16 protein-coding genes are annotated in these 17,075 nt (G+C 64.9%); 10 read left to right on the forward strand and 6 right to left on the reverse strand.

Features of this window, described 5'->3' with window-relative positions; genetic code table 11:
• Positions 1–38 precede the first annotated feature (38 nt).
• Entirely contained in the window at positions 39–917 is an 879-nt protein-coding gene (locus AB5Y91_RS05410; protein WP_368169246.1) for a DMT family transporter, read from the forward strand.
• 182 nt (positions 918–1,099) lie between these two features.
• On the opposite strand, the gene AB5Y91_RS05415 is transcribed toward AB5Y91_RS05410, so the two are convergent.
• Positions 1,100–1,963, reverse strand: a complete 864-nt coding sequence (locus AB5Y91_RS05415; RefSeq protein WP_163157541.1) for a YicC/YloC family endoribonuclease — start codon at positions 1,961–1,963, stop codon at positions 1,100–1,102.
• 146 nt (positions 1,964–2,109) lie between these two features.
• Between AB5Y91_RS05415 and rph the strand changes: the two genes are divergently transcribed.
• The 9 genes from rph to AB5Y91_RS05460 all read left to right on the forward strand — a co-directional run bounded on the left by rph (position 2,110) and on the right by AB5Y91_RS05460 (position 11,787).
• Complete coding sequence (gene rph / locus AB5Y91_RS05420) at positions 2,110–2,826, forward strand: ribonuclease PH (RefSeq protein ID WP_025328763.1); 717 nt, start codon at positions 2,110–2,112, stop codon at positions 2,824–2,826.
• Positions 2,827–2,909: 83 nt separating this feature from the next.
• Positions 2,910–3,563 (forward strand): orotate phosphoribosyltransferase, encoded by a 654-nt coding sequence (gene pyrE, locus AB5Y91_RS05425; protein WP_111910822.1) that lies wholly within the window; start codon positions 2,910–2,912, stop codon positions 3,561–3,563.
• Positions 3,564–3,750: 187 nt separating this feature from the next.
• Positions 3,751–6,162 (forward strand): heavy metal translocating P-type ATPase, encoded by a 2,412-nt coding sequence (locus tag AB5Y91_RS05430; protein ID WP_368169247.1) that lies wholly within the window; start codon positions 3,751–3,753, stop codon positions 6,160–6,162.
• The gene (gene cueR, locus AB5Y91_RS05435) at positions 6,159–6,548 is read left to right on the forward strand and encodes a Cu(I)-responsive transcriptional regulator (RefSeq protein WP_005323722.1); all 390 of its coding nucleotides are present in this window, start codon (positions 6,159–6,161) and stop codon (positions 6,546–6,548) included. Before AB5Y91_RS05430 ends, cueR begins: the two co-directional genes overlap by 4 nt.
• 205 nt (positions 6,549–6,753) lie before the next feature.
• Complete coding sequence (locus AB5Y91_RS05440; RefSeq protein ID WP_368169248.1) at positions 6,754–7,908, forward strand: diguanylate cyclase; 1,155 nt, start codon at positions 6,754–6,756, stop codon at positions 7,906–7,908.
• Positions 7,909–7,938: 30 nt separating this feature from the next.
• Positions 7,939–8,202, forward strand: a complete 264-nt coding sequence (locus AB5Y91_RS05445; protein WP_025328759.1) for a YihD family protein — start codon at positions 7,939–7,941, stop codon at positions 8,200–8,202.
• Between the two features lie 197 nt (positions 8,203–8,399).
• Complete coding sequence (gene ccoG, locus AB5Y91_RS05450) at positions 8,400–9,851, forward strand: cytochrome c oxidase accessory protein CcoG (protein ID WP_163157545.1); 1,452 nt, start codon at positions 8,400–8,402, stop codon at positions 9,849–9,851.
• A 123-nt stretch (positions 9,852–9,974) separates the two neighbouring features.
• A complete protein-coding gene (locus AB5Y91_RS05455) occupies positions 9,975–10,964 on the forward strand; it encodes a serine/threonine protein kinase (RefSeq protein WP_111910825.1) in 990 nt (329 codons plus the stop codon).
• 214 nt (positions 10,965–11,178) lie between these two features.
• Complete coding sequence (locus tag AB5Y91_RS05460; protein ID WP_368169249.1) at positions 11,179–11,787, forward strand: thiol:disulfide interchange protein DsbA/DsbL; 609 nt, start codon at positions 11,179–11,181, stop codon at positions 11,785–11,787.
• A 110-nt stretch (positions 11,788–11,897) separates the two neighbouring features.
• Here AB5Y91_RS05460 and phnE read toward each other — a convergent pair whose 3' ends face one another.
• From phnE to AB5Y91_RS05485, 5 genes are all read right to left on the reverse strand, one after another.
• Positions 11,898–13,445, reverse strand: a complete 1,548-nt coding sequence (gene phnE, locus AB5Y91_RS05465) for a phosphonate ABC transporter, permease protein PhnE (protein ID WP_262112487.1) — start codon at positions 13,443–13,445, stop codon at positions 11,898–11,900.
• Positions 13,433–14,194, reverse strand: a complete 762-nt coding sequence (locus AB5Y91_RS05470; RefSeq protein ID WP_326490049.1) for an ATP-binding cassette domain-containing protein — start codon at positions 14,192–14,194, stop codon at positions 13,433–13,435. Before AB5Y91_RS05470 ends, phnE begins: the two co-directional genes overlap by 13 nt.
• Positions 14,191–15,036: a putative selenate ABC transporter substrate-binding protein gene (locus AB5Y91_RS05475; protein WP_168236053.1), complete on the reverse strand. Its 846-nt coding sequence runs from the start codon at positions 15,034–15,036 to the stop codon at positions 14,191–14,193. Before AB5Y91_RS05475 ends, AB5Y91_RS05470 begins: the two co-directional genes overlap by 4 nt.
• A gap of 123 nt (positions 15,037–15,159) precedes the next feature.
• On the reverse strand, positions 15,160–16,338 hold the full coding sequence (gene pncB / locus AB5Y91_RS05480; protein ID WP_368169250.1) for a nicotinate phosphoribosyltransferase: 1,179 nt from the start codon (positions 16,336–16,338) through the stop codon (positions 15,160–15,162).
• Positions 16,339–16,439: 101 nt separating this feature from the next.
• Positions 16,440–17,075, reverse strand: coding sequence for a nicotinamidase (locus AB5Y91_RS05485; RefSeq protein WP_106885463.1), 636 nt, complete (start codon positions 17,073–17,075; stop codon positions 16,440–16,442).

Genomic DNA, 17,075 nt, shown 5'->3' on the forward strand with positions numbered 1-17,075 from the left:
TTATGCTCTGCCCTTTGCCCTGACCCTGTGATGCCCCGATGAACCGCGCTCCCCTGCTGTTGATGATACTGGTCACCCTGCTGGCCGCCGCCGGCTGGCTCTTCTCGAAAGAGGCTATTCGCGAGCTGCCCACCGCCGCCTTTATCGGCAGCCGCTTCCTGCTGGCCGCCCTGCTGCTGTTGCCACTCGCCTGGCTGCGCGAATCGCCCCCCAGCCGTTCGCAACTGCTGCGTGCCGCCGGGTGCGGCACCCTGCTCGGGGCCAGCCTGTTGTTCTGGGTCACCGCCATCAGCCAGAGCGATGCGCTGGGCAGCGGCGCCTTCATCATGAGCGTGGCCACCCTGATGGCGCCGCTCGCCGCCTGGGCCGCCTTCAAGGCCAGACCCGGCCGCCACTACTGGCTCACCCTGCCCATCGCCGTGGCCGGCCTGCTGCTGCTCTCCAGCAGCACCCAGTGGGGCGTGTCGCTCTCCCTGTTCTGGTTTCTGGCGGCGGCCGCCACCCTGGGGGTTCAGCTCGCGGTGCACCGCCACTTCGCCCAGTCCATTCCCCCTACCTGGCTCACCTGCATCCAGCTGGCGGTGACCGGCCTGATCGGCACCCTGCTCTCCCTGCTGACCGAGCAGTGGCCCGCCGACATCAGCTCTGGTGTCTGGGGCTGGTTTGCCGCCAGCGTCCTGATCGCCACCACATTGCGCTACTGGCTGCTCACCCACGCCCTGAGCCAGATGACCACGGCCCATGCCGCCCTGCTGATGCTGCTGGAACCCGTCTGGACCCTGATCCTGAGCACCTTCTTCTATGACGAGCCGCTGGGCGCGGCCAAGCTGACTGGCGTCGGCCTGGTGCTGGGCGCTCTGGTGCTCTACCAGCTCCCCCTGCTGCTGCGCAGCCGCAGGCTGAAGTCACCGGTCTAGCCTGCACGGGCGGGGGATGAATCGAAAAGAAGGAGAGGGTCTGCATGGCAGACCCTCTTTGCGTGATGGCGCATGTCGGGCTCCCTTTGTCCGGGGCTGCCATCAGTCAGGCGGCTGATCGCCGTGGGAGACGAGCATAAAAAAGCCCCCGCGTGGCGGGGGCTGGTGCATCGATGAGGGGGTCACTCGATGTTTTGAATTTGCTCGCGCATCTGCTCGATGAGGACCTTCAGTTCGACGGCGGACTGGGTCACTTCGGCGTTGATGGACTTGGAGCCGAGCGTGTTCGACTCGCGGTTGAACTCCTGCATCATGAAGTCGAGACGACGGCCGCAGGCGCCACCCTTCTTCATGATCTTGATGGTTTCGCTGATGTGCATCTCCAGGCGATCCAGCTCTTCGGCCACGTCGATCTTCTGGGCCAGCAGCACGATTTCCTGTTCGATGCGTGCAGGATCCAGTTCCACCTTGGCCTCGGCCAGGCGGTCGGTGAGCTTCTGGCGCTGCCACTCGATGATTTGCGGCAGGTGGACGCGCACCTTCTTCACTTCCACCTGGATGCCGTCCAGACGTTGCTGGATCAGCGCCTTGAGGTTAGCCCCTTCGCTGGCGCGGGAGGCGAGGAAGTCTTCCATGGTCAGATCGAAACCGCCGAGCAGCTCGGTGGCGACCGCGTCCATGTCCTGCTCGGCGGCGGCCATGACACCCGGCCAGCGCAGCACGTCCACCGGGTTGAGCTGGCCCTGGCCCGCTTCTTTCATTACCCAGTTGGCGCTGTCGATGATGAGCTTGGCCAGCTCCTCATTGATGTGCAGCTGGCTGGCGGCGGCTTGGGCTGCCTCGAACCTCAGGTTGCACTCCACCTTGCCGCGCTGCAGCTTGGCACGGAAACGCTCACGCAGGACCGGCTCCAGGCTGCGCAGCTGCTCCGGCAGGCGGATGTAGGTTTCCAGATAGCGCTGGTTGACCGAACGAATTTCCCAAACGGCTGTGCCCCAGTCGCCCTTGAATTCCTTGCGGGCGTAGGCGGTCATGCTGTGAATCATTGATTGTTCCGGGCTTGATGAAGTGTGCGGCCAGTATACTCAGCCAGGCTTGCCCCGTCAGCCGATGCCGTGGTTTTAGCGGCTGATATTTGAGTAGCAATGGCTTATACTCCTGCGCCAATTCAGCCAGCCCAGAGGTCAGTCCCATGTCCCGTCCCAGCGATCGCAGTGCCGCGCAAGTGCGCCCGGTTACCATCACCCGCAACTTCACCAAGCATGCGGAAGGATCTGTGCTGGTGGAGTTCGGCCACACCCGCGTGCTGTGCACCGCCAGCGTCGACACCAGCGTGCCGCGCTTCCTGAAAGGCAAGGGTCAGGGCTGGGTCACCGCCGAGTACGGCATGCTGCCGCGCTCCACCCATTCGCGCATGAACCGCGAGGCGGCCGCCGGCAAGCAGAGCGGTCGCACCCTGGAGATCTCCCGACTGATCGCCCGCTCCCTGCGTGCCGCCGTGGATTTGACCGCGCTCGGCGAGCACTCCATCACTGTGGACTGTGACGTGCTGCAGGCCGACGGTGGCACCCGCACCGCCGCCATCACAGGCGCCTGCGTGGCCCTGGTGGATGCGCTGAACTGGATGGTCGAGAAAGGCATGCTCAAGCAGAGCCCGCTCAAGCAGATGATCGCGGCGGTCTCCGTCGGCATGTATCAGGGCGAAGCCATCTGCGATCTGGAGTACGTGGAAGATTCCGCCGCCGAGACCGACATGAACGTGGTGATGACCGAAGACGGTCGCATCATAGAGGTGCAGGGCACCGCCGAGGCCGAACCCTTCACCCACGAGGAGCTGCTGGCGATGCTGGCGCTGGCCAAGGGCGGCATCGACGACATCATAGCGCTGCAGAAGCAGGCGCTCTCCTGAATTTCTGATTTGAAAAACGCGGCATTGACCGCGTTTTTTTATACCCCCACACCAGTAAACGACAAGCCAAGCAAGGAGCCAGAATGAAAGCCTACCAGCGTCAATTTATCGAGTTCGCCCTGGAGAAACAGGTTCTCAAATTCGGTGAGTTCACCCTGAAATCCGGCCGCAAGAGCCCCTACTTCTTCAACGCCGGCCTGTTCAACAGCGGCCGCGATCTGGCCCGCCTCGGCCGCTTCTACGCCGCCGCCCTGATGGATGCCGGCATCGAATTCGATGTGCTGTTTGGCCCGGCCTACAAGGGGATCCCCATCGCCTCCGCCACCGCGGTGCAGCTGGTGGAGCAGCACGACGTGGATGTGCCCTGGTGCTTCAACCGCAAGGAGGCCAAGGATCACGGCGAAGGCGGCAATCTGGTGGGCAGCCCGCTCAAGGGGCGCATCATGCTGGTGGACGATGTCATCACCGCCGGGACCGCCATCCGCGAATCCATGGATCTGATCCAGGCCAACGGCGCCTCCCTGGCCGGGGTGCTGATCGCCCTGGATCGTCAGGAGAAGGGCAAGGGCGAGCTCTCCGCCATCCAGGAAGTGGAGCGTGACTACGGCGCCCACATCATCGCCATCATCCAGATGAGCGACCTGATCAAGTATCTGGAAGAGAAGCAGGCAGAGCAGCCCGCGCTGGCCGAGCAACTGGCGGCCATGAAGGCCTACCGCGCCCAGTACGGCATCTGACGACTAGGTTCCCTCATCCCCGGCTCTTCTCCCGAGAGGGGAGAATAGGGCAGATCGGCATGCTGCCGAACGCATCAACGGCGCCAACAGGCGCCGTTTTTTATTTGCACAAAAAGTCGGTGCGCTCCCTTGAGCTTGCCCTTACAGTAAAGGTTAAGGTTTGCTGGTCTATCCGAGGAGGATTGTCATGACCATGCATATTCAACTTCCCGTCAGTGGCATGAGCTGCGCCAACTGCGCCAGCCGCATCACCGCCGCCCTCAACCAGCTCGACGGCGTGACGGCCAGCGTCAACTTCGCGCTGGAGCAGGCGGCCATCGAGTTGAGCGATCCGGTGCGCTTGCCTGCGGTGCTGGACAGCATAGCGGCGCAGGGTTACGGCTATGGCAGTGAAACCGTGTCGTTTCAAATCAGCGGCATGACCTGTGCCGGTTGTTCGGCTCGGCTGAACAAGATGCTGGCTGCCTTGCCTGGCGTCATCTCGGCCGAGGTCAATTTCTCCCTCGAGCAGGCCCGCATCCTGCTGGTGCCCGGCACCCAGACCCCGGCTTCCCTGCGCACCCATATAGAAGCGCTTGGCTTCGGTGCCCAGCTGGCGCAAGGCTCCATCAGCCAGCGCCGTCAGCAACTGCTGGCCCGTGAGGAACAGGAAGCCGCCGCCACCCGCCAGGCGCTGACTCAGGTGGTGATCTCGGCCCTGCTCACCCTGCCGCTGCTGGTGGGCATGGTCGCCATGGCCGGCTTGCTGCCCTGGCATCTGCCCGCCTGGCTGGAGCTGGTGCTCGCCACTCCGGTGCAGTTCTGGATCGGGGCCCGCTTCTATCGCGGTGCCTGGCTTGCCCTCAAGAACCGCGCCGCCAACATGGATGTGCTGGTGGTGACAGGCACCAGTGCCGCCTACTTCTACAGCCTCTATCTGCTGCTGACCTTAGGCGTGGCCGCCAGCGGCAAGCTCTATTTCGAGGCGAGCGCCATCATCATTACCCTGATTTCACTCGGGAAACTGCTGGAGGCGAGGGCCCGCCGCAGTACCCAGTCCGCCATTCGCGAGCTGATGGCGTTGCGGCCGGACACCGCCACCGTCTGGCGTGGCGAAGCCTGGCAGAGTGTCGCCATCGACGAGGTGCTGCGTGGCGACAGGCTGCGGGTGCTGGTGGGGGAGCGGGTGCCGGTGGACGGCAAGATCCTGAGTGGTGAGAGCGAGCTGGATGAATCCATTCTTACCGGCGAGAGCCTGCCGGTGCCGCGCGCACTGGGGGATGCCGTGCTGGGCGGCGCCATCAACCGCTCCGGCGTGCTGGAGATAGAGGCCACCACGGTCGGGGAAGACTCCAGCCTCAGCAAGATCATCGCCCTGGTGGAGCGTGCCCAGATGGGTAAGGCGCCGCTGCAACAGCTGGTGGACAGGGTCTCCGCCATCTTCGTGCCCGTGGTCATGGCCATAGCCCTGTTCACCCTGCTGGCCTGGTATGCCGCAAGCAACGACTTCGGCCAGGCGCTGCTGGCCGCTGTTGCCGTGCTGGTGATCGCCTGCCCCTGCGCCCTGGGGCTGGCGACCCCGGCCGCCATCGTCACCGGCACCGGGGTGGCGGCTCGCCACGGCATTCTGATCAAGGACGTGGATACCCTGCAGAAGGCCCACGCCATCAAGGCGCTCATCTTCGACAAGACAGGCACCCTCACCCAGGGCAAACCCGTGCTGGCAAGCTGGAGCGGCACCGACGAGCAACTGCGCCTCGCTGCCGCCCTGCAACAGGCGAGCGAGCACCCGCTGGCGCTGGCGATGCGCGAGGCGGTCGGCAAAGAGGTCGTGCTGCCCCAGCCCGAAGCCGTGGAGGTGCGGGTCGGTGCCGGTATTCTCGGTCAAGTGGCGGGGCACAGAGTGGCCATCGGCAACGCCTCCCTGCTGGCTCAGCTCGGCATTGAGCCGCCACAACAGGATGAAGCGCCCGCCGACGGCGCGACCCGGGTCTGGGTCGTCATCGACGGCGTGGCGGTGGCGATCGCCGCCCTGGCCGATACCCTGCGCCCAGAGAGCCCCGAGGCCATCGCCATACTGCGCCAGCGCGGCATCGCCAGCTGGCTGGTGAGCGGTGATGCCCCGGCGCCGGTGGCCCATATCGCCGCCAAACTGGGGCTGGACGGCGCCTTTGACTCAGTGCTGCCCGCCGGCAAGGTGGAGAAAGTGGAGGCGCTGCGGGCGCAAACCCGCGGGTTGGTGGCCATGGTGGGGGACGGGGTGAACGACGCCCCGGCGCTGGCGGCGGCGGATGTCGGCATCGCCATGGGCTCAGGCTCGGATGTGGCCATGGAGACCGCCTCCATCACCCTCATGCGATCTGATCCGCGGCTGGTGGCCGATGCCATCGACATCTCGGCGGCCACCTGGCGCACCATACAGCAGAACCTGTTCTGGGCCTTCGTGTTCAACATCATCGGCATTCCGCTGGCGGCGCTGGGCTATCTCAGCCCCGAGCTGGCGGGGGCGGCCATGGCCCTGAGCAGCATCACGGTATTGAGCAATTCCCTGTTACTGAAACGTTGGCAGCCCAGGGCGGGCAGCCAGCGCCAATCTGAATCGAAAAGGAGCCATCCATGAACATCAGCAAGGTTGCCAAGGCCACTGGGCTGTCCGCCAAGACCATTCGCTACTACGAGAGCATCGGCCTCATCTCGGCACCGGTGCGCAGTGACAACGGCTATCGCAGCTACACAGACGGCGCCCTGCGGGAGCTGCGTTTCGTCAAGCGGGCGCGGGAGACCGGCTTCAACCTGGAGGAGTGTCAGGAGCTGCTGGCGCTCTATCGGGACGAGCACAGGACCAGCGCCCAGGTGAAGAAGCTGGCGCAGGAGAAGATCGTCGATCTGCGGGCCCGGATCGCCGGTCTGCAAGCCATGCTCAGCTCCCTGGAGGAGGTGGTGGGGTGCTGCCACGGGGACGCGAATCCCCAATGTCCCATCCTCGACGAACTCGAGAAGGGCTGAGGTAGCCCGGGTAGGCTGGAGCTGCACGGGATCCTGCCGGCGTGGCACGACGAGAGCGGGCAGGCCGGGGCGGCCCGGGATCCCGCCTGTGCTGCGCGGTGCACGGCGGATTGGGGGCTGAGTGGCTGCTTAATAGCGGGCGATTGATTGTTGAGCAGGAAAAGGGAGTGTTAAACTGTGCGGCTCTTGTACAGGGAGTACCCAGTTGACCCAGAGTGTGAATCACCAGGTGCGGCGGGCCATCATGGTCCAGCTCTATACCCACGCCTCCTTCAGCCTGCCTTGTCTGGCACTGCTGGCGATCAGCTGGAGCCTGCTGTTCCACGACTACCTGCCCGCCAGGGAGGCCCTCGGCTGGCTTGGCCTGGTCTTCCTGCTGTTGCCGGGACGCTGGTGGCACCTGCGCTGGCGTCAGCCCAGGTTGACGGAGCTCCCGCTGCCGGTGCTGGAGCGGGAGCTCTTCATCGGGGTGACCATCACCTCCATCATCTGGGCGCTCGGCGTGCTGCTCTACATGGACAGACTGCCGGACACCTACCGCGCCGCCATGATGATGCTCACCAGCCTGATCCTCACCGGCAGCGCCATCATGCTGTTCGGCAGTCGCCGCACCCTCTACGGGGCCGTGCTGCCGCTCGGATTCGCCATGCTGTTCGAGCTCAGCGACGGCAACGAGCAGGAGCGGATCGTCTCCTGCATGCTGGCGGGTTACCTGTTCGTCTTTCTGCCGACCCTGCTGCGCCGGTTGCGCCGGGATCAGGTGGCCTCTCTCTACCACAGTTTCTCCAACGCCGATCTGGTGGCGGAACTCAAGGCGGTGTCCGAGCATCTCAAGCTCACCTCCCGCCTGGACGGCCTGACCGGTATCGCCAACCGGGCTCACCTCGACGACACCCTGGCGCGAGCCTGGCGCCGCTGCCATCGGGCCAGGGCGCCCCTCTCCCTGGTGCTGGTGGATGTGGACTACTTCAAGCAGTTCAACGATCACTATGGCCATCAGCTGGGGGACCAGTGCCTGCAGCAGGTGGCGAGCCTGCTGGCCGAGGTGCTGCGGCGGGAGGACGATCTGGCCGCCCGTTACGGCGGGGAGGAGTTCGCCCTGCTGCTGCCCTGCACCACCTTGCAGGGGGCCATGCAGATCGCCGAGCAGGTGCAAACTGCCCTGCGAACTCTGGGCATTCCCCACCACAAGTCCCGGGTATCCGGCCGGGTCAGCTGCAGCTTCGGGGTGGCGACCCTGGTGCCGGATCAGCACAACTCCATCGCCGAGCTTATCCAAAAAGCGGATGCGGCCCTCTATCAGGCCAAGCATAATGGCCGTGATCGTATCGAAGTAGCCTTGATGGGTAAGGTTGCCTGAGTTTCACCTGACAGATTAAAGAGGTCGTCTATGCAATGTCATCGTATCGAAGAGCTGCTGGAGCTGCTGCAGCCCGCCTGGATCAAGGAGCAGGATCTCAGCCTGGTGCAATTCATCGCCAAACTGGCGGCAGAGGCCGGCTATGAGGGCGCCCTGTCCGAGCTGACCGACGACATGCTGATCTACCACCTCAAGATGCGCGAATCCGACAAGCAGGCGATGATCCCGGGCCTGGCCAAGGACCATGTTCCTGACTTCAAGGAAGCCCTGCTCAAGGCCCGCGGCATCAAGTAACCCGACCGCCGGGTTGCCGGAAGAGGAAGGTTTCAAGAGAATCTCTAAAAAGGCCCATAGTCAACTGGCTATGGGCCTTTTTTGTTGCCTGAAATTGCGACGGCACTCGAACTATAGATACATTTAACCCACACAATTAGCAGGCTGTTTAAGATATAATCGCCTTCATAACAATATGAGTGGAGCTATGTGCTGCAATGGCCGACCAGGACAAGATCGATATCAAGGATGTGACCGACAAGAACGTCACCGGGACCTTCAATCCCCACACGTTCAAGGCGGGCGATGACAGGTTCAATCCCGGCAACCGCATCTACGTCAGGTCCCAGACCGGCTACTGGCAGCGGGTGCGCAAGGTCATGGGCTGGTTCTTCGTCGCCCTCTTCGTCACCTTGCCCCTGCTGCGCTACGACGGCCGCCAGGCGGTACTGTTCGATCTGGAGCATCAGCAGTTCCACATCTTCGGCGCCACCATCTGGCCGCAGGATCTGACCCTGCTGGCCTGGGTCTTCATGATCGCCGCCTTCGCCCTCTTCTTCGTCACCACCTTCCTCGGCCGGGTCTGGTGCGGCTATCTCTGCCCCCAGACTGTGTGGACCTTCATGTTCATCTGGTTCGAAGAGAAGCTGGAAGGCGCCGCCAACAAGCGCCGCAAGCTGGATGCTGCCCCCTGGAGTGGCGAGAAGCTGGCCCGCAAGGGCGCCAAGCACCTGGCCTGGCTCCTGCTGTCTCTGGGCACCGGCCTCACCTTCGTCGCCTACTTCCAGGATGTGTTCCAGCTGGTGCCTGACTTCTTCACCCTGCAGGCGAGCGGCTGGGTGATCTTCTGGGTGCTCTTCTTCGCCGCCTGCACCTACGGCAACGCCGGCTGGATGCGCGCCATCATGTGCATCCACATGTGCCCCTATGCCCGCTTCCAGTCCGCCATGTTCGACAAGGACACCTACATAGTCGGCTACGACAGCAAGCGCGGCGAGACCCGTGGCGCCCGTGGCCGCAAGGCCGATCCTAAGGCGCTGGGGCTGGGGGACTGCATCGACTGCGATCTCTGCGTGCAGGTCTGCCCGACCGGTATCGACATCCGCGACGGCCTGCAGTACGAGTGCATCAACTGCGGCGCCTGCGTCGATGCCTGCGATCAGACCATGGATCGGATGGGCTATCCGAAGGGGCTGATCAGCTACACCACAGAGCACAAGCTGGCCCACAACCAGACCCATGTGGCCAGGCCCAAGCTGCTCGGCTATGGCCTGGTGATGGTCATCATGCTGGGGGTCTTCGTCTACAACGCCATGTCCATCATGCCCATGGGGCTCGACATACTGCGGGATCGCAACCAGCTGTTCCGGGAGAATAGCGAGGGGCTCATCGAGAACACCTATACCCTGAAGATCCTCAACAAGACCCTGCAATCCCAGACCTATCAACTGGATGTGGAAGGGTTGCCGGAGCACCAGTGGTTCGGCCCGCGGGAAGTGACTCTCAAACCAGGGGAAATTTTCACCCTGCCGGTGAGCCTGGCGGTGGATCCCTTCAACCTGAAGCGGCCGACCCTGGATGTCCAGTTCGTGCTCAAACGGGAAGGGGCCGCACCGGACGACAGCAAGGGCACCCTGCGCCAGCCCAGCAAGTTTATCAGCCGGCTCTGAGGGGCCGTCCCGGACGGCTGATCCGGCGTGCCACGGGCGTCCGTGGAATGTCCCGGATCGGGATCATGGGCGGCATTGATCGGCTATCTCGGATAGAATGGGGCGCAACAGCGCCCCTTTCTCATGGTGGATGACATGCGTTTCAACTATTCCGACCTCAATCCCGACCTCATCATGGATGCGATCGATCTCAGCGGCCTGCGCATCGACTCCGGCCTCATCGAGCTCAACAGCTATGAAAACCGGGTCTACCAGTTTCAGGATGAGGAGCGTCGCCGTTACGTGGTGAAGTTCTACCGCCCCGGTCGCTGGAGCCGGGCCCAGATCCTCGAGGAGCACGAGTTTGCCGCTCGCCTGCGTGAGACGGAGATCCCGGTCGCCGCCCCCATCGCCTTTGCCGGCGAGACCCTGCTGGAGTATCAGGGCTACCCCTTCGCCATCTGGCAGAGCGTCGGTGGTCGCCAGTTCGAGGTGGACAACCTGGATCAGCTGGAGTGGGTGGGGCGCTATCTCGGCCGCATCCACAGTGTCGGGGCCAGTCACTCCTTCCACCATCGCGTCCAGCTGGACGTGGAGAGCATGCTGCACGAGCCGCGTCAGTTGCTGGCGGCCGGAGAGTGGGTGCCGAGCGGCCTGGCCAAGCAGTTCTTCGGGGTGCTCGACGAGCTGATCCGGCATGTCTGCGACGCCATGACCCTGGACGTGGCCCGGATCTCCCTGCACGGGGATTGCCACCCCGGCAACATACTGTGGCGTGACGGCCCCCTGTTCGTCGATCTCGACGACTGCCGCACCGGCCCCGCCATCCAGGATCTCTGGATGATGCTGAGTGGCGAGCGCCACGAGCAGCAGATCCAGCTCGACACCCTGCTGGCCGGCTACGAGGAGTTCATGGAGTTCGACCCGCGGGAGCTGGCGCTGATCGAACCGCTGCGAGCCATGCGCATAGTCCACTACATGGCCTGGCTGGCCCGGCGCTGGGAGGATCCCGCCTTCCCCCGTCACTTCCCCTGGTTCAATACGGATCACTACTGGCGCCAGCAGATAGCGACCCTGCACGACCAGCTGGAAGCGCTCAAGGCGCCGCCCCTGACGCTGATGCCGAACTGGTAAGGCAGGCGAATCGCGATACCCTGGGCACGACCAGCTGGAAGCGCTCCGGGTCGCTGATGCTGGCCGGACAAGCCCCGGCAAGCTGGCCCTGGATGCTGCGGCCAGGGGCTCGCCCACCCGCCTTTGCCATTGACGGCGGGAAGGTGACGCAATAGGCTTGGACTGCTTCGGTTCGCCGGGCGTGCCTCACAGTGATCCCTTAACAGGAAACGTCATGAAAAAAGTACTATTTTTCCTCGCTGCCATGCTGATGATCCCCATGGTTCACGCCGCCCCGGAATTCAAGGAAGGCGTCAACTATGACGTGGTCACCCAGACCGGCAGCGCCCAACCTGAAGTGCTGGAGTTCTTCTCCTATTTCTGCCCGCACTGCGCCAAGTTCGAGCCGATCGCCGAAGATCTGAAGAAGAGCCTGCCGGAAGGCGTGCCGATGAAGAAGAACCCGGTGGCCTTCCTGGGCCGTGAGATGGGTCCGGAGATGCAACGCGCCTATGCCGTCGCCAACCTGCTGAACGTCGAAGGCAAGCTGACCCCGGTCATCTTCGACAAGATCCACACCCAGCGTCAGGTGCCGCAGAGCCGTGCCGACGTGAAGCAGATCTTCGTGGACAACGGCGTGCCGGCCGAGGAGTTTGACGGTGCCGTCGACAGCTTCGCCGTCTCCGGCATGGTCTCCCAGTTTGATCGCAACACCGAGAGCTACAACATTCGCGGTGTGCCGGCCTTCCTGGTCAATGGCAAGTACCTGGTGAAGATTGAATCCATCACCTCCCAGGAGCAGTTCAACCAGCTGGTGAAATTCCTGCTGTCCAAGAAAGACTGACCTCTCCCGAGTCGATAAAAAGCCCGCCGGTGCAAACCGGCGGGCTTTTTGTTTTTACCCTCGTCAGAGCCTGCCGTCTCGCCGGGCAAGGCGGACGGATCGAGCCAGATTCAGATCTGGCAGTCCCGCTGGGAGGGCGCTGGCCGCGGCAACCGGGTGCGGCGGCTGATGGCCTCCGCCAGCCAGACCAGCAGCAAGATGGCCAGGATCAGGGTGGCCGCCTGATCGTAACGGAACAGGCTGAGGGACACATAGAGCTGCTGCCCCAGCCCGCCGGCGCCCACCACCCCGAGTATGGTGGCGGCGCGCAGGTTCATCTCGCCGCGATAGAGGCTGTAGGCCAGCCACTGGCGTGACACCAGCGGGAACAGGCCGTACCAGAAGCTGGCGATGCGACCGGCGCCGCTCAGCTGCAGGGCGAGGCGGGGGGCCTGATCCGCATTCTCCAGCGTCTCCACGAACAGCCGCGCCAGCACGCCCGTGGTATGCAGAGTGAGCGCCAGTATGCCCGCCACCGGCCCCAGCCCGACCGCGATCACCAGCAGACTGGCGAAGATGAGCTCGGGCACGGAGCGCAGCAGGTTGAACAGCAGTCGCAGCGGCCAGCAGTGCCGGGCGAGGCTGGCCAGCGGCAGCGCCAGCAGGGCGCTCAGCAGTGTACTCAGCAGCGCCATCTGTACCGTATCAAGCAGGCCGGTGGCCACCGTCAGCAGGAAGGGCGCCGACCAGTCCGGTTGCAGAAACTCGCCGACAAACTGCCCAAGCCCGCCGAAGGAGAAGCTCAGCATGCGCCAGTCGAGCTGGTGGAACGCCATGGCGCCGGCCAGCCCCAGGCAGGCCAGCAGTTGCAGGCCGGGGGAGCGGCTGTGGCGCAGCCAGGCGCTGAGGCCATCCGCCAGGGTCACCAGCAGGATAAAGGCCAGCAGCAGGGTGACCACCTCGCCACCGGCAAACATGCGCAGGGAGAGTTCGAGCTGCTGGCCGAGCCCGCCGGCGCCGACGAAGCCCATGATGACGGAGGCGCGCAGGGCGCACTCCCAGCGATAGATGGTGTAGGAGAGCAACTCCTGGCGCACCGCAGGCAGCACGCCATACCAGAGCGCCTGCAGGCGGCCGCTGCCACTGAGCAGCAGGGCGCGGGCCGGTTGCAGGGCGCCGCTCTCCATGATCTCGTTGTAGACCTTGGCCAACATGCCGCCGTAGCTGACGGCGATGGCCAGGATGGCGGCCAGGGGCCCGAGCCCGGACAGGCGCACGAACAGCAGCGCCCAGATGAGCTCGGGCAGGCTGCGCAGCAGGATGGCGATGAGTCGGCTGAGGGCCCGCAAGGCGCCGCGCAGCGGGCTGGGAACCGGCCCCAGCTCGGCCAGCGACAGGGCACGGGAGCCGAGCAGGGCGAACGGAACGCCGAGCACCAGGGCACCGGCCAGCCCAAGTGTGGCGACAGCCAGGCTCTCCAGGGCAGCGCTCAGGGTCAGGGCGAGGAAGTCAGCATCCAGCCGGGGTGGCCAGCTGGTGGCGAGGAAGTTGCCCATCTGCCGCCAGCTCTGGCCGTCGAACAGACCGAGCCAGCCCTCGGCATGCTGCCACAGGCTGAAGCCGATCAGCGCCAGCAGCCAGGGCAGGGGATGGCGCCAGCGATCCGTCAGCCCAGGCACACATCGACCTCGTCGTCGCCGGCGTAGAGCGCGCTCAGCATGGCCGGGGTGACCGCCTGGGCGGGGCAGTCGAACTGCACCCGTCCCTCGCGCAGGCCTATGATGCGGGGGAAGCGCTCGAGGGCCAGCTCGACCGCATGCAGGTTGGCGATGAGCGTGCTGCCCCGGGCGCGGGCCTGGGCCAGCAGGGCATCCAGGCTGCTGCGGGCGAGCACGGGATCGAGGGCGGAGACAGGCTCATCGGCCAGCATCAGATCCGGCTGCTGATAGAGCACCCGGGCGATGCCGACCCGCTGCAGCTGGCCACCGGAGAGCTCGCCACAGCGCTGCTGCCACTTGTCGGCGAGGCCGAGGCGGGCCAGTTCGGCCCGTGCACCTTGCGGATCGCAGGGTCGCAGCAGCGAGAGCAGGGCGCGAGCGAGGGGCCACTGGCCGAGTCTGCCGGCCAGCACGGCGGTCACCACAGGCTGGGAGGCTGGCAGCGGAGGCTGCTGCCAGACCATGCCGATCCGGCTGCGCAGCCGCTGGCGGGCCCGGGTGGAGAGGGCCCAGGGATCTTCCCCCCAGAGGGCGAGTGCCAGATCCCCGCGCAGCTCTGTGCCGATCAGCCGCAGCAGGCTGGTCTTGCCCGCGCCGCTTGGCCCTATGATGGCGACGCACTCACCCGCCTCCAGCCGCAGGCTGAACGGGTGCAGGATGCGGCTCTGGCCGAGCCGCAGTCCTTCCCCTGTCAAGGCGACGGTGATCACTTCAGCAGACCGGCCTGGGTTGCGGCCGCTTCGATGCCCTGATAGTTCTCTGGCTTGGTCTCGATGAAGCGGCTGGCTCGCTGCAGCTTGAGGATCTCGGCCTGGGCCGGGACGGCGGGATCCAGCTTGAGGAAGGCCTGCTTGATCTTCTCCTGCAACGCCGGGTCCAGGTCGCCGCGCACCGTCCAGTTGTAGTCAAAGTAGGTCGGAGTGGTCCAGATCACCTTGACCTTGGCGGTATCGACCTTGCCCTCTTCCACCAGCTTGTCCCACACGGAGGCGTTGAGCGCACCGGCCGGCACCTTGCCGGAGGCGACCCAGGCGACGGTGGCGTCGTGGGCGCCGGAGAAGGCGACATGGGCGAAGTCACGCTCCGGATTGATGCCCTGCTCGGCCAGGAAGTGGCGCGGCATCAGGTGGCCAGAGGTGGAGGAGGGGGAGCCGAAGGCGAAGTCCTTGCCTCTGGTGTCCGCCAGGGTCTTGATGCCGCTGTCGGCGTTGGCGATGAACTTGGAGGTGAACTGGGCATCTTCCTGGCGCTGGACCAGCGGTACCACCTTGTCGGCCCGGCGATGGGCCTGCACATAGGTGAAGCCCCCGAGCCAGGCCATGTCGAGCTTGCCGGCGGCCAGCGCCTCGACCACGGCGGCGTAATCGTTGACCGGCACGAACACCACCTCGCGGCCTGTCTGCTCGGCCAGGTAGTCACCCAGCGGGGCAAACTTGCGCTGCAGCTCGGTGGGGGCCTCGTCCGGGATGGCGGATACCCGCAACGGCTCGGCGGCGGTGGCGCCCAGGCTGGCCAGCAGGGTGGTGAGGGCAAATATCCATTTAGAGGTCATGGGCAGTTCCTTGTGGTCTGTCGTTCGGGCAAGAGAAAGGCCCGACACCAGTCGGACCTTGCAAGAGGGTCATGGTAGGGGGCCTGCGGCGCTCTGCGCAAGATGGCCCCTCAAAAAGGCGTGTCACACCCCGACGTGGAAGGCCTGCTTGAGGTTGCGGATGAAGTCCGCGTCCCGGCACAGGGTCTTGCCCGGGCTGTCGGAGATCTTGGCGACCGGGCCGCCGTTGCACTCCATCAGCTTGAAGACGATGTTCATCGGGCTGACGCCGGGCAGATCGCAGGTGAGCTTGGTGCCGATGCCGAAGCTGGTGTTGATGCGGCCACGGAAGTGGCGGAATAGCTCGACGGCCTTGTCGAGGTTGAGGCCGTCGGAGAAGACCAGCGTCTTGTTTTTGGGATCTATGCCGAGCCGCTGGTAGTGGCTGATGGCCTTCTCGCCCCAGACCACGGGGTCACCGGAGTCGTGGCGCAGTCCCTGATAGCGGCTGGCCAGCTCGAAATCGAAGTCGCGCAGGAAGGCATCCATGGTGATGCAGTCGGTCAGGGCTATGCCCAGGTGGTTGGTGAACTCGTCAAGCCAGCTGATGAGGGCCGCGCGCTGGCTGTGTTCCAGCGGGAAGCCGAGCTGCTGGTGAGCCTGGAACCACTCGTGGGCCTGGGTGCCCACTGCCGGCAGTCGGTACTTCTGGGCCAGCTGGTAGTTGCTGGTGCCCCGAAATGCCGGCAGGCGCTCCTTGAGGCGGCCCACCACGGCATCCTGCACGGCATGGGAGAAGCGGCGGCGGGTGCCGAAGTCGATGAGGTTGAAATCCTGCATCTCCTCGGGGCTGAGTTCCCGCTCCAGCTTGTCGATCTTCTGGTCCAGCCGCGCCAGGGCATGGCTCACCCCGAACTGGGGATAGCGGAAGCGGTTGCGCATCTCGCTGATGATGGCGAGCACAGGGATCTCCCACAGGATCACGTCCTGCCAGGGTCCCTCGACCCGCACATTGATGCGGCCATCCTGCTCGAACACCTTGAGCAGGGAGGCATCCAGCGGCTTGCGGCGCAGGTGATCGAGGTAATCGGCGGTGAAGAAGGGGCGCTCGGCCAGGAAATCGAGTTCGGAGCCGGTCAGGCGCAGGGAGCCGGCGAGGCGCAGTTGCTCCTCGATCTCGCCCATCATGGGCAGCAGATCTTCCTCGTTGCGGCTGTGAAACTCGGCCACCACCTCGGCATCCGGGTAGCGATGGAACACCGCCTGCTGCATATGCAGCTTGTAGGCGTCTGTGTCGAGCAGGCTGGTGAGGATAGGGGGCATATCAGGCTCCTCGCAGACGGGTGAGCACGATGACGTGCCCTTGCTGCATAGGTAAGGTGCAGGCGCCGGTATCGAGTTGGCGGGTGAGGATCGGCGACATATCAGGCGTCCAGCAGGCGTTGTACATCGATCAGGGTCTGGGCCAGTTCAGCACCCGCCTCGATCATCTGGGTGTGGGCGCTGGCAACCGTCTCGGGCGCTATGCCACGGCAGGCATCGAGGTGCACTATGACTCGCAGACCGGCACGGCGCAGCTGCAGCACGCTGGTCTTGACGCAGTAGTCGGTGGCGAGGCCGCCGACCAGCACGGTATCGACGCTCCGTGCTTGCAGGAATTCGATAAGCCCTGTGCTGCGCCGCTCGGCCAGGTCATGGTAGCAGGCGCCATAGGGATGCAGATCCGGCTCGACCCCCTTCCAGACGAAGAAGTCATAGTCGATGGGGGCGGGCAGGCCATCGAGCAGCTCGAAGCCAGGGGTGCCCGGTACGCAATGGGTCGGCCAGGTGAGATCGGCGTTGGGCAGGTCCAGCGGTTGCAGCATGGCGGCGGGGGTTGTCACCACCCAGGCGGCGTTCGCGGGGTGGGCGTCCTTGCTGCCGATTCGCAGGCTGGCGAGGGCGGCTTGCGCGTTGAGAGCGGCCACTATGTCAGCCCCGCCCGCGACGGGCAGCTCGTTCGGGCAGAGGGGGGTAAAGCCCTTCTGCGCATCTATATCCAGGCTGGCGATGGTTCCCAT

Source organism: Aeromonas sp. R4-3, from assembly GCF_040908275.1.
GTDB lineage: Bacteria > Pseudomonadota > Gammaproteobacteria > Enterobacterales > Aeromonadaceae > Aeromonas > Aeromonas rivipollensis.

Excerpts from the sequence above, each read along its gene's own strand:
- ccoG (WP_163157545.1), top strand. The coding sequence starts at position 8,400 with ATGGCCGACCAGGACAAGATCGATATCAAGGATGTGACCGACAAGAAC.
- AB5Y91_RS05445 (WP_025328759.1), top strand. The coding sequence starts at position 7,939 with ATGCAATGTCATCGTATCGAAGAGCTGCTGGAGCTGCTGCAGCCCGCC.
- AB5Y91_RS05460 (WP_368169249.1), top strand. The coding sequence starts at position 11,179 with ATGAAAAAAGTACTATTTTTCCTCGCTGCCATGCTGATGATCCCCATG.
- rph (WP_025328763.1), top strand. The coding sequence starts at position 2,110 with ATGTCCCGTCCCAGCGATCGCAGTGCCGCGCAAGTGCGCCCGGTTACC.
- AB5Y91_RS05485 (WP_106885463.1), bottom strand. The coding sequence starts at position 17,075 with ATGGGAACCATCGCCAGCCTGGATATAGATGCGCAGAAGGGCTTTACC.
- pyrE (WP_111910822.1), top strand. The coding sequence starts at position 2,910 with ATGAAAGCCTACCAGCGTCAATTTATCGAGTTCGCCCTGGAGAAACAG.
- AB5Y91_RS05430 (WP_368169247.1), top strand. The coding sequence starts at position 3,751 with ATGACCATGCATATTCAACTTCCCGTCAGTGGCATGAGCTGCGCCAAC.
- AB5Y91_RS05475 (WP_168236053.1), bottom strand. The coding sequence starts at position 15,036 with ATGACCTCTAAATGGATATTTGCCCTCACCACCCTGCTGGCCAGCCTG.
- AB5Y91_RS05410 (WP_368169246.1), top strand. The coding sequence starts at position 39 with ATGAACCGCGCTCCCCTGCTGTTGATGATACTGGTCACCCTGCTGGCC.
- AB5Y91_RS05455 (WP_111910825.1), top strand. The coding sequence starts at position 9,975 with ATGGTGGATGACATGCGTTTCAACTATTCCGACCTCAATCCCGACCTC.
- AB5Y91_RS05415 (WP_163157541.1), bottom strand. The coding sequence starts at position 1,963 with ATGATTCACAGCATGACCGCCTACGCCCGCAAGGAATTCAAGGGCGAC.
- pncB (WP_368169250.1), bottom strand. The coding sequence starts at position 16,338 with ATGCCCCCTATCCTCACCAGCCTGCTCGACACAGACGCCTACAAGCTG.
- cueR (WP_005323722.1), top strand. The coding sequence starts at position 6,159 with ATGAACATCAGCAAGGTTGCCAAGGCCACTGGGCTGTCCGCCAAGACC.